We start from the raw sequence: 13432 nt of genomic DNA, 5'->3' as shown, positions 1-13432 counted from the left end.
AGATGTAGTGCAATGACTCAATGCAGTGTGAAGGGACGTTGCACGCAACGTTCGGGAGCCGCACGGCTTTCCGCCCACGCGGCTCCCGGCGCACACCATAGAGAAGGAAACAACAATGAATCTCAAACGAGTATTCGCAGGCGTCGCCGCAGCCGCGACGATGCTCGGCGGCCTGGCCCTCGGCGCCACCACCGCCAACGCGGAACCGATCGAAATCGCATCCACCGGCACGATTACCGTGAATAACGCCCAGACGGGCCACACCTACACGCCGTATCTGTTTGCGACGTTCAGCAATGCCCAGACCGTTGATGGCAAAACCTATGTCGATATCGATACGGTCCCGGCCATGGTAGAAACCGTGCGCAAGGCTGCGGACGCAGCCAATGACGCTGCTTCCATTCCGACGGAATATACCAATAATCCGGCTGCTTACGTGGCTACCTTCAATGCTCAGCAGCTTCGTCAGTTCGCTGATAAGCTGACTGAGTCGCTTACCGACGGTTCCGGTCAGACTCCGAAGACCGATGGTGAGAACATGCCGATTAGTAACCTTGCTACCGGTTGGTACGCCATCACTGATACGTCCGATGGCGCTACTGTGGAAGGTGCGACCGCCATCGTCGCTACTCCTGTGAACTCCACCACCACTCTTGTCGTCAATCCCAAGGGTGATGGACAGGGTACCATTCTGGCCACTGGTTCCTACAACGCGAAGTCCGCGGACGCCATGGCTCCGACCAATGTCACCAAGAACGTCAACGACACTGATATTCATGATGGTCAGCTGATCACCTACACCGTGACCGCGACGATTCCGGCCGCTGCAGCAGGCTACAAGTTCTACGGTTTCCAGTTCGCCGATACGGCGGACCAGGGTCTGGCTGTCGACAAGAATTCCGTGAAGGTTGTTAACGGCGAAGGGACTACCGTGACTCCTGATACGGTTACTCTGGCGAACAATAAGCTTACTGTGAAGATTCAGAAGGCCCAGCTGTATGCAGGTCAGACGCTTACCATGACTTACAACGCCACTCCGACGTTCGGCACCGTCGTTACCTCCAACACACTGGCGAACACGGTTCAGGCTGACGCGTTCCTCTCTCAGGGCGCCTTCGACACTGGTACCACGCCAGATGCTTCTTCGGCTCAAGCTACTGCTACCGTGAAGACCCACGATGTCACCTTCACCAAGGTCGGCGTTGACGGCGATGCTGGTCTGAAGGGCGCTGAGTTCGCCATCAAGAATGCTGCCGGTGAGTACGGCACGTATGCCAGCAACAAGTGGAACTGGGCTGCCGCTGAGAAGGCCCCGCTGGCTGCGACATCTGACGATAATGGTAAGGTCTCCTTCCCCAACATCGCTGGGGGTACCTACACCGTTGAGGAGATCAAGGCCCCTGCCGGCTATGCGCAGAACCTGCTGCCCTCCTTCCAGATCACGGTCGGCGCCGATGATACCGTGACGCTCGACAAGGCCGGCAACACGCTCGGCCTCGCTTCGACGGGTGACAATGGTGGCATCACTGTCAAGAACGTCAAGTCCATCACCCAGCTGCCGCTGACCGGTGCCGCGGGCATCACAATGCTCGTCGTCGTGGCTCTGCTGCTCGGCGGTGCGGGCGCGCTCATCGCGGTCCGTTCCCGCAGCCTGAAGCAGCAGCTTCGCGGCTGAGAGATGAACTGAACATCTCTGAATAGGTTGTGCCCGCCTCCTCGTGCAAGGAGGCGGGCACAACCATATGTTTCTCCGGCTTATCGGTTGCCGATGTTGTCGACATGCAGCGTGTGCCAGACATTGCGGTGTCGATTGTCGCAGTGGTACATTGAAAGCAGCAGATCGAAGGTCTGGGAGAGGGGGCCAAAGGTGGCAAGCGGGGGCGGCGCGTTCAGCGTTGAAGAGGTCGCGTACCTGAAAACATTGCCTGCGGTGGCGGATGCCACGCGTAATCGCATCATCTACACCGAGGAGTTCAAGGTCGATTGCGTGCTGCGGTACGCGCAAGGGGAGTCGCCGGTCCAACTGTTCCGCGAAGCCGGGCTCGATCCCTCGCTCATTGGCTACAAGCGCATCGAATGCGCCATCGCACGGTGGCGCAGGCAAATGAACGTGGCGGCGACAACGGTGAAACAGCCCCGCGGCAAGCGAGGCAATGCCGTCATGGCCGATCTGCATGCCCCCACGCATATCGACACCTCGTTCGCGCCGCAGGCCATTGGCTCACGTGGCGATATACGCGATGTGCTGATCGCCCAGCAGGTGCGGCGCATCGACGAACTGGAACGCCAGGTGGACGAACTGTCGCGCGAACTCAGGAAGCTTTCGGCGGCACATGGCGACGCCGGTTCCGACCCGATGGGTGCGTCCGGTGAAACCAGGGCGTAGACTGAGGCGTATGAGACTTGCACGATTTTCCCGCAATGACACGCCGCAGTATGCCTTCGTGCAGAAGGACGCCACCGACGGCAAGGACTACCTCGTGGTGCTCGACGGGCACCCCCTGCTCCAGCAAGTGACGCCGACCGGCGAGCGTGTGGCGCTCGATGAAGACGGCGTGCGTTTGCTCGCACCGGTCATCCCGTCGAAGGTGTACGGGCTGGCGAAGAACTACGAGGCGCATGCGCAGTTCATGCATGAGCACAACCAGTCGCCGCAAGCGCATGCGCCGGCTGAGATGGTGATCTTCACGAAGCCGTCGACCTCGGTGATCGGCCCGGACGACCCGATTGTGTACCCGACGTATTCGCACGACATGAACTACGAGCCTGAGGTGGCCGTGGTCATGGGCCGCATCGCCAAGAACGTGCCGGTGGACAAGGCGATGGACTACGTGCTCGGCTTCACCTGCGTCAACGACGTGACCCTGCGCGACCTGCAGGGCTCCGACCCGATGTGGACGCGTGCGAAGGGCTTCGACACCTCGTGCCCGCTCGGCCCGTGGATCGTGACGAAAGACGAGTTCGACTGGCGTGACGCCAAAATCGGCTTCACGCTCAACGGCGAGGATGTTCCGGCGGCGAGTGGCACCACGGCGAATCTCATCCACAATATCGCCGAGCAGATTGCCGGCATCTCCAGCTTCTCCACGCTGTTGCCGGGCGATGTGATCATGACGGGCACGCCGAACGCATCGGGCACGCTCAAGCCCGGCGATGAGGCCATTGTGCGCGTCGCCGGCATCGGCGAACTGCGCAACGTGGTCGTGCAGGGGGAGTGATTTCCCGCAAACTGAGTGTTTGCTGTGATTTTTGAAGGCTATCCGCATAACGCGGGTAGCCTTCCTTCGTTTCGCGCCACAATGGCAGTGACATATGTCGGCAGCGACGCTGCGGGGCAGATTCTAAAACTTGAGTCAGGATCACTCAAGTTTTGGGAATAACCGTGCCGGGCCGTTGTTGAACATATCAGATAACGACTTCGCCGGGTCACGCATTCGCGGGCCCGGCGAAATATGGAGGATGATATGGAACAGAAATATACGACTTTGGCTCAGGAGGCCTTGGGTGATGCGGTACAGAGCGCCTCGGCCGCCGGCAACCCGCAGGTTGAGCCGCTGCATTTGCTTGACTCGCTGCTGCGTCAGGAGAACGGGGTCATCGGTGGTCTCATCGAGGCTGTGGGAGCGAACAGGCAGACGATCGGCGCGCAGGTGCGCAATGCCCTGGTCTCGCTGCCGAGCGCTTCCGGCTCATCGACCGCGCAGGCTTCGGCCAGCCGCCAGCTGACCACCGCGCTGGCCGATGCCAGCAAGGAAATGAAGGACATGGGAGATGAGTACATCTCCACCGAGCACCTGCTGCTGGGCATTCTCGACGCCGCCCCGAACGAGGCGGCTAAGATTCTCGAGCAGAACGGCATCACGGCCGACAAGGTGCGCGCGGCCATCCCGAACGTGCGCGGCGGCGCCAAGGTGACGAGCCCGGACGCCGAGGCCTCGTACAAGGCGTTGGAGAAGTTCTCCACCGACCTGACGGCCCGTGCGCGTGAAGGCAAGCTCGACCCGGTGATCGGCAGGGATCAGGAGATCCGCCGTGTGATCCAAATTCTGAGCCGCCGCACGAAGAACAACCCGGTGCTGATCGGCGAGCCCGGCGTGGGCAAGACCGCCGTCGTGGAAGGTCTGGCGGAGCGCATCGTGGCCGGCGACGTGCCGAGCACGCTGCAAAACAAGCGCCTCATCAGCCTCGACCTGGGCTCCATGGTAGCCGGGTCGAAGTACCGCGGCGAATTCGAGGAACGCCTCAAGGGCGTGCTTGACGAGATCAAGCAGTCCGACGGCCAGATCATCACCTTCATCGACGAGATCCATACCATCGTTGGTGCCGGTGCGGCCGAAGGCTCGATGGACGCGGGCAATATGCTCAAGCCAATGCTGGCCCGTGGCGAGCTGCGCCTGATCGGCGCCACCACGCTCGACGAATACCGTGAGAACATCGAGAAGGATCCGGCTCTGGAACGCCGTTTCCAGCAGGTGTTCGTGGGCGAGCCGAGTGTGGAGGACACGATCGCCATTCTGCGTGGCCTGAAGCAGCGCTATGAGGCCCACCACAAGGTGACGATCGGCGACGACGCGCTCGTGGCCGCCGCAACCCTCTCGAACCGCTACATCACCGGTCGTCAGCTGCCTGACAAGGCCATCGACCTGGTGGATGAGGCCGCCGCGCACCTGCGCATGGAACTCGATTCGCAGCCCGAGGAGATCGACGAGCTGCAGCGCAAGGTGACGCGCCTCGAAATGGAGGAGATGCAGCTGAAGAAGGCCGAGGACCCGGCCTCCAAGGATCGTCTCGCCAAACTCCAGAGCGAACTGGCCGACGCCCGCGAGAAGCTCGCAGGACTCAATGCCCGTTGGAACGCCGAGAAGGAAGGCCATAACAAGGTCGGCGACCTGCGTGCACAGCTCGACGAGAAGCGCGTCGAGGCCGACAAGGCCACGCGTGAAGGCGACCTGGCGAAGGCGAGCCGCATCCTGTACGGTGAGATCCCGGCCATTCAGAAGCAGCTGACCGAAGCCGAGCACGAGGCCGAGAAGGAAGCCGACTTCGCCCATGAGGATGAGCCCATGGTCCCCGACCATGTGGACGCCGATTCGGTGGCCGGCATCGTCTCCGAATGGACCGGCATTCCGGTCGGACGCCTCATGCAGGGCGAGAACGAGAAGCTGCTCAACATGGAGGAGTACCTCAACAAGCGCGTGATCGGCCAGCCAGAAGCCGTCCGTGCGGTCTCCGACGCCGTACGCCGTTCGCGTGCAGGCCTGTCCGACCCGAATCGCCCGACCGGTTCGTTCCTGTTCATGGGCCCGACCGGCGTGGGCAAGACCGAGCTCGCCAAGGCGCTCGCCGAATTCCTGTTCGACGACGAGAAGGCCATGATCCGCATCGACATGTCGGAGTACATGGAGAAGTCGTCGGTCTCGCGTCTCATCGGCGCAGCCCCGGGCTATGTCGGTTACGATGAGGGCGGCCAGCTCACCGAGGCCGTGCGCCGCCGTCCGTATTCGGTGGTGCTGTTCGACGAGGTGGAGAAGGCCAATTCCGAGGTCTTCGACATTCTGCTGCAGGTGCTCGACGACGGTCGCCTGACCGATGGTCAGGGCCGTACCGTGGATTTCAAGAACACGATCCTGATCATGACGTCGAACCTCGGCTCGCAGTTCCTGGTCAATCCCGACCTAGATGAGCAGCAGAAGAAGGACGCCGTGATGAACGCGGTGCACAGCCAGTTCCGTCCGGAGTTCCTCAACCGCCTCGACGACATGGTGATCTTCCACCCGCTCACGCGTCAGGAGCTCGGTAAGATCGTCGACCTGCAGGTCAAGCAGGTGGCTTCGCGCCTCACCGACCGCCGCATCACGCTCGACGTCACCGAAGCGGCACGCGAATGGCTCGCCGACACCGGTTACGACCCGGCATACGGTGCGCGTCCGCTGCGCCGTCTGGTGCAGACCGAGGTGGGCGATCAGCTGGCACGCATGCTGCTCGCCGGCGAAATCAAGGACGGCGACACCGTGCTGGTGGACCACACCGGTGGTGAGCACCTCGAACTCACCGACCATACGCACAACCCGATGGAAGGCGACCCGAACCCGGGAGACTCCCAGATCACGGTTGACGACAAGAAGGATGACGGCGAACAGAAGGGCGCCTGATCCAAATCGCCCATATGGCGACTGATATAGGGAAGGCCCGCGCAATCCGCGCGGGCCCTCTGCGTGCTTCAGGGAATCTGCGAGCCTTGAGTCACTACGCCCGTTCCGGGTTGTAGCGGCGCATGCGCAGCGAGTTGACCAACACGCACAGCGAGCTGAGAATCATCGCGATCGCGGCGAACGACGGGTCGAGCAGCCACGAGGTGAACGGGTAGAGCACGCCGGCGGCAATCGGGATGCCAATGATGTTGAACGCGAAGGTCCACACCAGATTCTCGCGAATATTCGCCATCATCGCATGGGAGAGATTGCGCAGATCGCTCACCGCCACGGTCGAACGGGAATCCACGATGACATCCGCATGGCCATGGGCTTCGCCCTCCTTCGCCTCGCCGACCTCGAGCGTGATGTCGACGGCGTGGCGAATGCGCTCATCGGTCGGGCCGTCGCCCACGAACGCCACCACCGGGCGTTGGCCGAGCGACACGGTGAGTTTGCGCATGGAATCCACGGTGGCGAGCACGTCGTCCACGGCGTCCGCATCGATGACCGAAGTGGAGACGCCGGCCTGCTGGAGTCGGCGAATGTCTTCCTGGCAGCGCGATGCCGCCTCCTGCGCGAACAGCACGTCGGTCAGGTGACGGGCGATCTGCAGTGAGCCAAGGGAATGAATCTGCAGACCATGGCGGCCTGCGTTCTCATTCGCGAACACGGCGGCAAGCGTCGCCGCCCAGCCGAGCGCGCACGGGCAGGCGATGATGAGCACCGAGATCGCGGTGAGCAGCGCCATCGGCAGCGCCGGCTGCCTGCCGAACAACAGCCATGCCACGAACGTCCACAGAGCGATCATGATCACGACGGGCACGAACACGAACGAGAAGCGATCCACCCACAACTGCAGCGGGAACGCCGGCTGCTGCGGCAGATACAGATCGGAGACGAGGCGTGCCAGCAGTACCAGCGTGATCATAATGCCCACGATGGCGAAATACGACATGCGCATGCCCGCGGGGAACAGGTCGCCGGCAAAGCAGATGAGCAGGCCGTAGGCGTAGGCGGCGATCGTGCCTATGGACGCGAGCGTGTTCATGTTCGGGCGACGGTCCACCAGCGACGACCAGCCATCCACATGCACCGGGTAGCCGCTGTAGAACATGACCGGCGTGATGAGCACCGCCTGCCACCATGGGTCCACGAGCGGCCCGAGCGGGCAATGCGGGGCGAAGGTGTGAATGAGAATCGGGATCACCACGACGAGCGTAAGCGCCGCGCCCACAATGATCTGCTTGCGCAATATGCGCAGATCCGCGGCGTTGTCGCGCCGTCGTGTACGCAACGTGTCGCCGGCAGACACGGGTGCGGCCTCGTCGTGCGGCGGCTGGTGGAACAGCTCCCCCTGCTGTTTGTGTGCTTCCTCGCCAAAGAAGAAGCGGATGTGCGCAATGGTGAGCATGATCGCCCCCACCACGCAGACCACCGCGATGAATGTGTTGAGAGTCATGGCACTTCCTGTTCGGCTTCGTGTATACCCATACTGTACGCGGAAGCGCTGAGCATTCCCATACGTCGCGGGAATGAGCATGCGCATTGCAGATCTGGTGACGAAATCGGGTTCGCGGATTACTCTGGAGCCATGAGTCAGTCACAGGGATTCCGCCCCACCGGCGTTTCGAACAGCGATCAGACCGCCAGCCGCACCGTCAGTCGGGAGGAGGCGGTGGATTTCTTCGCCATGGAGCCGCGGGAACAGCTCAGACGTATGCTGCGCGAACATATGGCGGATCGGCCGTTCTCCGAATTGTCCGACGTCACGTTCGACTCCCATGGCGCTTCACTGATTGGCCATATTCTGCTCGACACGATCGAGGAGGCCGGTTATTCGGTGGATGATTTCGACGCGGTGGGTGCGCTGACCGCCGCGGCCGTGCCCATGGTGTGCGCGATGATGCACGCGGCCGCCTCACGTGGCGAAGACCTCAACGGTTTCGTGATGGACTTCGTGTTCCCTTCGATCAAAGGGCCGTCCATCGAAGGCAAGCATGTGCTGCTGCTCGACGCATGGCTGTCGGAGAAGTCGTATGTGCAGACCTCCTCGCTCGTCACATTGCGCAACGGCAACGAACTGAGCCTCGACTTCGGCATCGTTGAGGCCCAGGGCGCCGAAGTGGTGGCCGTGGCCTCGCTTATTGGCGGTGTGGATATGGTGGATCCGGTGATCCGCGTGGTGAATCCGGCAGACGACAGCACGGCGGAACTGCCGTTCATCGAGGTGTTCCGGGAATCCGAGCTGCACTGAGCTGCGCTGATCTGCACTGGAAGCCGAAAAGGGAGGGAATGGGCCATGCATGAGCCGAATCCGATCGATGTGCTGGCCAAGGCCTCCGGCGAGCCGGAATTCCGTGAGGTCGGTGTGGGGCCGTGGATTGAAGAGCACCCGCAGGAGCCGCGCCCGGACGACCCCAGATTCGATGCCGCGTTGCTCGACGAAGGCGACCGCCGCAACGTGCTCGACCGGTACCGGTACTGGTCGGTCGAGGCGATTAAGGCCGATTTGGACGCCCGCGGGCGCCATATGTTCGAAGTGGCCGTGGAGAACTGGACGCACGACTTCAACATCGGTTCAATGGTGCGCACGGCGAATGCCTTCACGGCGAACCGCGTGCACATCGTGGGTCCGCACAAATGGAACCGCAAGGGCGCGCTCATGACCGAGCTGTACCAGCATGTGGTGCATCACCCGTCGATTCGCGCCTGCGTGGACGATTGGCACGCGCGCATCGCACAGGAACGTGCCGAGGCGCGCCAGCGCATCGAAACGGCGCAGACGGCGGCCCGGGCCGGTGTGCTGAGTCCCGCTGATGCCGCCCGCGAACTGGTGTACGCGCGGCACGACCTGAACATTGCGCAGAACGCCAAGGTGATCGCCATGGACATCATCGACGGCGCGGTGCCCATGGAGACCTACCGCTTCCCCGAACGCTGCCTGCTGCTGTTCGGCGCCGAAGGACCGGGCCTGTCGAAGAAGGCGCTCGAGTTGGCCGACGACGTCGTGTACATCAGCCAATTCGGCTCGGTGCGCTCCATCAATGCCGGTGCGGCGGCGGCCGTGACCATGCATGCGTGGATCGCGCAGCATGCCCACATTGCGTAGTCCGTCATCGTATATCTGCTCACATTGCACAGTCTGACCATATGCAGTGTCCCGCGCTGCGCAGTGGGACGTTATCTGTTCGCACCGGTACGCGTATGGCGTACGCCACGGGCATTCGCAGCCGCGGGTGTCTGGCAAAAGTGGACAGGTGGCCGCATCCGACGGCGTTGGTGTGATACTGTGCCCGGGTGATTGAAATACAAGGCGTTACGAAAATGTTTGGCGCCAAGTAAGTGCTCGACAACGTGAGCTTCACCGCTCCCGACGGCAAGGTGACCGGATTCCTCGGCCCCAATGGCGCCGGAAAATCCACGACGATGCGCGTGCTGCTTGGCCTGATCCGTCCGAATTCCGGCACGACCCTCATCGACGGCGTGCCCTATGTGAAGCATGCGATCCCGATGACATCGGTGGGCGCGGTGCTCGACGCAAAATGCGCGCCGAAAAGCAGGTCCGCATACACATACCTGTGCTCGCTCGCATATACGAACAACATCTCGAAATCGCGCGTCGACGAAGTGATGGACCTCACCGGCCTGGCCAGTGTGAAAAAGACGAAGGCGGGCAGATTCTCGTCGGCATGAGCCAGAGACTCGCCATCGCCGCATCGCTGCTCGGCGACCCGAAGAACCTCGTGCTCGATGAACCGGTGAACGAACTCGACGCCGAAGGCGTCAAATGGGTGCGCGATCTGTGCCGCAATTGCGCGGCCGAGGGGCGCGCCGTGCTGCTGCGCTTGCATCTGATGAGCGAGGTGGCGCTCACGGCCGACAATCTGGTCATCATTGGCGAAGGCCGCATTTTGCAGACGACCACGGTGAGTGATTTCGTAGAGGAGCATTCGCGCGATCTGCTCTCCGTGGTGACGCCCGATGCCAAGCGCATGCAGGCGATGTTCGCGAACTCGCCGAGCGTGCGCATCACGGAGACCGCCGTGGAAGACGGCTACCCGGCGGACTCGCGCGCATTCAGAATCGAAGGCGCCGATTTCGCCGCCGTTGCGCATGGCTTCGCGCGCTCGCAGATCGTCGCGTACTGGTTCATGCGCGAGCAGGTCTCGCTCGAACAGGCATACATGGAACTCACGCACGCGCATGCACAGTATGTGAGCGCGCCGATGACGGCGGCCGGTGCACAGATTCCGCAGAACATGCCAATGCAGAACATGCCGGTGCAGAACATGGGGAACGGAGGGGCGCGATGAGTGGTGCCATGCAATCAGCGAATCCAACGGGAATGCCGTCAGGAACGGTTCCCGGTGCGGCACATGGCGCAGCCCATGGTGCGGCGCAGGCCAGGAGACTGGGCTTCGGCGGCGCATTGCGCGCGGAATGGTGCAAGGTGTGGAGCGTGACGTCCACCTATGTGCTGCTGGTGCTCGCCATTGTGTTCTTCGCCGTCAACAGTCTGATGATGGGCTGGCTGCTGGGCTTCGTGGAGTCGGAGGGCGGCGGCACGCCGCTCGGCAACGAGGACCTGTGGTCGGCCGTCAGCTCCGGTGCGACCAACGTGCTTCTGATCGTCGGTATTCTCGGCGTGATGGTGCTCACGAGCGAGTTCTCGAGTTCGTCGATTATCACGTCGCTCACGGTGAACCCGCGCCGCACCATGTTCATGAATGCAAAGGCGCTGGTACTCGCCGTCGTGACCTTCCTCGCCTCCTTCGTCGGCGTGCTGCTGGCGTGGGGATGCGCGGCGATCATGATGGGCTCGTCGGTGAGCACCGGCAATGCCGAGATGCCGGCCGCGATGCCGTGGGTCATGCTGCTGGGCATACCGTTGGCGATGGCGTTGGGCGCGGTGATGTCGATGGGCTTCGGTGCGCTGTGCCGTTCGACCGTCGGCGGCGTGCTCTGCGTGGTCGTGCTGTTCATGATTGTGCCGTCGATGCTGCAGATGGTGCAGCTGCTCGGCGAGAAGTTCACCTGCGTGGTCTCCCTCAATAACTGCCTGCCGGCGAACGCGCTCACCTATTTCGCAGGTGTGGGCGCCAACTCGTTCTCGAACAGTGCGAGCGCGCAACTGTCGATGGGCGCGACGCATCCGTTCCAGCCGAGTTGAGGGTGGGCTGGCCTGATCTACCTCGCCTGGGCCGTGGTGGTCTACGCCGCAGGTGTGATCGTGATGGATCGGCGCGATGTGAAGTGATGTGCGAATGAAGTGAGGTGAATGAGCACTCCCGAGGTGGAGAGGCCTGTGATACGGGGCCTCGACCGTTTTCAGTGAAACGGTCGAGGCCTCGTCACATTTGGTTCGTATAGTTGGGGCTATGCCTACATTCACACGCGAAGAAATAGTACATTTGGGCGATCTGGCCCGAATCGCGCTCACCGACGAGGAAATCACTCGTATGCAAAGTGAGCTCAATGTCATTGCAGACGCCATCAATTCCGTGCAGGAGGTCGCCACGGCCGATGTGGAGCCGACGGCGAACCCTGTGCCGCTTGAGGCCTACCTGCGCCCCGACGTTCCTGCGACACCGTTGACGCAGGCCGAGGCGCTGTCCGGAGCCCCTGTTGCTGAGGATGGCATGTTCGTGGCACCTCGCATTCTGGGGGAGGAGTGATATGACGAATACCGCCACAACCGAACTGGTGAAGCTCTCGGCCGTTCAGATGGCCGAACTGTTGCGTTCCAAGGAGGTGTCGAGCCGTGACTTGGTGAACGCCGAGCTCGAGGTGATCGACGCCGCGGAGCCCACGATTAAGGCGTTCCTCAAGGTCGCCGGCGAGGCCGCGCTGGAGCAGGCCGACGCCTTCGACAATCTTTCGGATGCCGAGAAGGCCGAACTGCCGGAGCTTGCCGGTGTGCCGATCGCCATCAAAGACATGATCGTGACGAAGGGCATCGAGACCACGGCGGCCTCGCGCATTCTCGAGGGCTGGGTTCCCCCGTACGATGCCACGGTGATCGAGAAGCTCAAGGCGGCGCATATGCCGTTGCTGGGCAAGACGAACCTCGATGAGTTCGCGCAGGGCTCCTCCACTGAGCATTCCGCCTACCAGCACACGGCCAATCCGTGGGATGTCGAGCGCGTGCCCGGAGGCTCCGGCGGCGGCTCCGCGGCTGCCGTGAGCGCCTTCGAGGCACCGTTGGCCCTGGGCACCGACACCGGCGGCTCCATTCGCCAGCCAGGCGCATTGACCGGTACCGTTGGCGTCAAGCCCACCTATGGCGGCGTCTCCCGTTTCGGCGCCATAGCCATGGCCTCCTCGCTCGACCAGATTGGCCCGGTCTCGCGCACCGTGCTCGATTCCGCATTGCTGCAGGAGATCATCGGCGGTCATGACAAGCGTGACTCCACGTCGATTCCGCAGGGGCCGCGCCCCATGGCCAAAGCCGCCCGCGAGGGCATGAACCGCGACCTGAAGGGCATGCGGATCGGCTTGGTGAAGGAGCTCGGCGGCGAAGGCTTCCAGCCCGGTGTCGAGGCACGCTTCAACGAGGCCGTGAAGAAGCTCGAGGCGATGGGTGCCGAGGTCGTCGAGGTCTCCTGCCCGCGCTTCAAGTACGCTCTGGGTGCCTATTACATCATCATGCCGTCGGAGGTGAGCTCGAATCTCGCCCGTTACGACGGCATGCGCTATGGTCTGCGCGTGATGCCCCCGAAGGACGTGGCGCAGACGGCGGCCAACATGATGGCCTACACCCGTGAGGCCGGCTTCGGCGACGAAGTCAAGCGCCGCATCATCCTGGGCACCTATGCGCTGTCCGCAGGCTATTACGACGCATGGTACGGCTCCGCGCAGAAGGTGCGCACGCTCATCATCGAAGACTTCAAGAACGCCTTCAAGCAGGCCGATGTGCTCGTCTCCCCGACGAGCCCGAGCACCGCGTTCAAGTTCGGTGAGAAAATGGATGACCCGCTGGCCATGTACATGAACGACATCGCCACCATTCCGGCCAACCTCGCCGGCGTGCCAGCCATGAGCATCCCGGCCGGCCTGTCGGACGACGGCCTGCCGGTGGGCATCCAGTTCATCGCCCCGCAGCAGCGCGACGAAGTGATGTACAAGCCGGCCGCCGCATTGGAGGCCGCGTTGGAAGATGAGTGGAACGGGCCGATCTTCAAGTCGCTGAAGACCCCATGGCTTGATTCGATCAACGACTGAAGGCGGAGGAAAGTTAG

10 protein-coding genes and 2 pseudogenes are annotated in these 13432 nt (G+C 62.5%); 11 read left to right on the top strand and 1 reads right to left on the bottom strand.

Features of this window, described 5'->3' with window-relative positions; translation table 11 throughout:
* Positions 1–115 precede the first annotated feature (115 nt).
* The 4 genes from BANAN_RS07225 (at position 116) to clpB (ending at position 6152) form a co-directional block, all read left to right on the top strand.
* Positions 116–1675 (top strand): SpaH/EbpB family LPXTG-anchored major pilin, encoded by a 1560-nt coding sequence (locus BANAN_RS07225; RefSeq protein ID WP_014698249.1) that lies wholly within the window; start codon positions 116–118, stop codon positions 1673–1675.
* 192 nt (positions 1676–1867) lie between these two features.
* A complete protein-coding gene (locus BANAN_RS07220; protein WP_014698248.1) occupies positions 1868–2386 on the top strand; it encodes a hypothetical protein in 519 nt (172 codons plus the stop codon).
* Between the two features lie 10 nt (positions 2387–2396).
* Complete coding sequence (locus BANAN_RS07215) at positions 2397–3218, top strand: fumarylacetoacetate hydrolase family protein (RefSeq protein WP_014698247.1); 822 nt, start codon at positions 2397–2399, stop codon at positions 3216–3218.
* 246 nt (positions 3219–3464) lie between these two features.
* Complete coding sequence (gene clpB / locus BANAN_RS07210; RefSeq protein WP_014698246.1) at positions 3465–6152, top strand: ATP-dependent chaperone ClpB; 2688 nt, start codon at positions 3465–3467, stop codon at positions 6150–6152.
* Positions 6153–6246: 94 nt separating this feature from the next.
* Here clpB and BANAN_RS07205 read toward each other — a convergent pair whose 3' ends face one another.
* Positions 6247–7653, bottom strand: a complete 1407-nt coding sequence (locus BANAN_RS07205; protein ID WP_014698245.1) for an HAD family hydrolase — start codon at positions 7651–7653, stop codon at positions 6247–6249.
* A gap of 132 nt (positions 7654–7785) precedes the next feature.
* Here BANAN_RS07205 and BANAN_RS07200 point away from each other — a divergent pair, with 132 nt between their 5' ends.
* The 7 genes and pseudogenes from BANAN_RS07200 to gatA all read left to right on the top strand — a co-directional run bounded on the left by BANAN_RS07200 (position 7786) and on the right by gatA (position 13415).
* Entirely contained in the window at positions 7786–8448 is a 663-nt protein-coding gene (locus BANAN_RS07200; RefSeq protein WP_014698244.1) for a type I phosphoribosyltransferase, read from the top strand.
* 45 nt (positions 8449–8493) lie between these two features.
* Positions 8494–8950, top strand: a pseudogene (locus BANAN_RS08810) (RNA methyltransferase); the annotation flags it as partial.
* Positions 8929–9303 (top strand): TrmH family RNA methyltransferase, encoded by a 375-nt coding sequence (locus BANAN_RS08805; protein WP_371821035.1) that lies wholly within the window; start codon positions 8929–8931, stop codon positions 9301–9303. The pseudogene BANAN_RS08810 and the gene BANAN_RS08805, both read left to right, overlap by 22 nt.
* Before the next feature lie 233 nt (positions 9304–9536).
* Positions 9537–10507 (top strand): annotated as a pseudogene (locus tag BANAN_RS08800) (ATP-binding cassette domain-containing protein).
* An 8-nt stretch (positions 10508–10515) separates the two neighbouring features.
* On the top strand, positions 10516–11364 hold the full coding sequence (locus BANAN_RS07180; RefSeq protein ID WP_237705801.1) for an ABC transporter permease: 849 nt from the start codon (positions 10516–10518) through the stop codon (positions 11362–11364).
* A 208-nt stretch (positions 11365–11572) separates the two neighbouring features.
* Positions 11573–11869, top strand: coding sequence for an Asp-tRNA(Asn)/Glu-tRNA(Gln) amidotransferase subunit GatC (gene gatC / locus BANAN_RS07175; protein WP_041777052.1), 297 nt, complete (start codon positions 11573–11575; stop codon positions 11867–11869).
* A 1-nt stretch (position 11870) separates the two neighbouring features.
* Positions 11871–13415 (top strand): Asp-tRNA(Asn)/Glu-tRNA(Gln) amidotransferase subunit GatA, encoded by a 1545-nt coding sequence (gatA, locus tag BANAN_RS07170; RefSeq protein WP_014698238.1) that lies wholly within the window; start codon positions 11871–11873, stop codon positions 13413–13415.
* Positions 13416–13432: the final 17 nt, after the last annotated feature.

This window comes from Bifidobacterium animalis subsp. animalis ATCC 25527 (genome assembly GCF_000260715.1).
Taxonomy (GTDB): Bacteria; Actinomycetota; Actinomycetes; order Actinomycetales; family Bifidobacteriaceae; genus Bifidobacterium; species Bifidobacterium animalis.
Note: the sequence above shows the minus strand (reverse complement) of the source record. Positions and strands in the feature narration are given on the sequence as shown.

Excerpts from the sequence above, each read along its gene's own strand:
- BANAN_RS07180 (WP_237705801.1), top strand. The coding sequence starts at position 10,516 with ATGCAATCAGCGAATCCAACGGGAATGCCGTCAGGAACGGTTCCCGGT.
- BANAN_RS07200 (WP_014698244.1), top strand. The coding sequence starts at position 7,786 with ATGAGTCAGTCACAGGGATTCCGCCCCACCGGCGTTTCGAACAGCGAT.
- BANAN_RS07225 (WP_014698249.1), top strand. The coding sequence starts at position 116 with ATGAATCTCAAACGAGTATTCGCAGGCGTCGCCGCAGCCGCGACGATG.
- clpB (WP_014698246.1), top strand. The coding sequence starts at position 3,465 with ATGGAACAGAAATATACGACTTTGGCTCAGGAGGCCTTGGGTGATGCG.
- gatA (WP_014698238.1), top strand. The coding sequence starts at position 11,871 with ATGACGAATACCGCCACAACCGAACTGGTGAAGCTCTCGGCCGTTCAG.
- gatC (WP_041777052.1), top strand. The coding sequence starts at position 11,573 with ATGCCTACATTCACACGCGAAGAAATAGTACATTTGGGCGATCTGGCC.
- BANAN_RS07215 (WP_014698247.1), top strand. The coding sequence starts at position 2,397 with ATGAGACTTGCACGATTTTCCCGCAATGACACGCCGCAGTATGCCTTC.
- BANAN_RS07205 (WP_014698245.1), bottom strand. The coding sequence starts at position 7,653 with ATGACTCTCAACACATTCATCGCGGTGGTCTGCGTGGTGGGGGCGATC.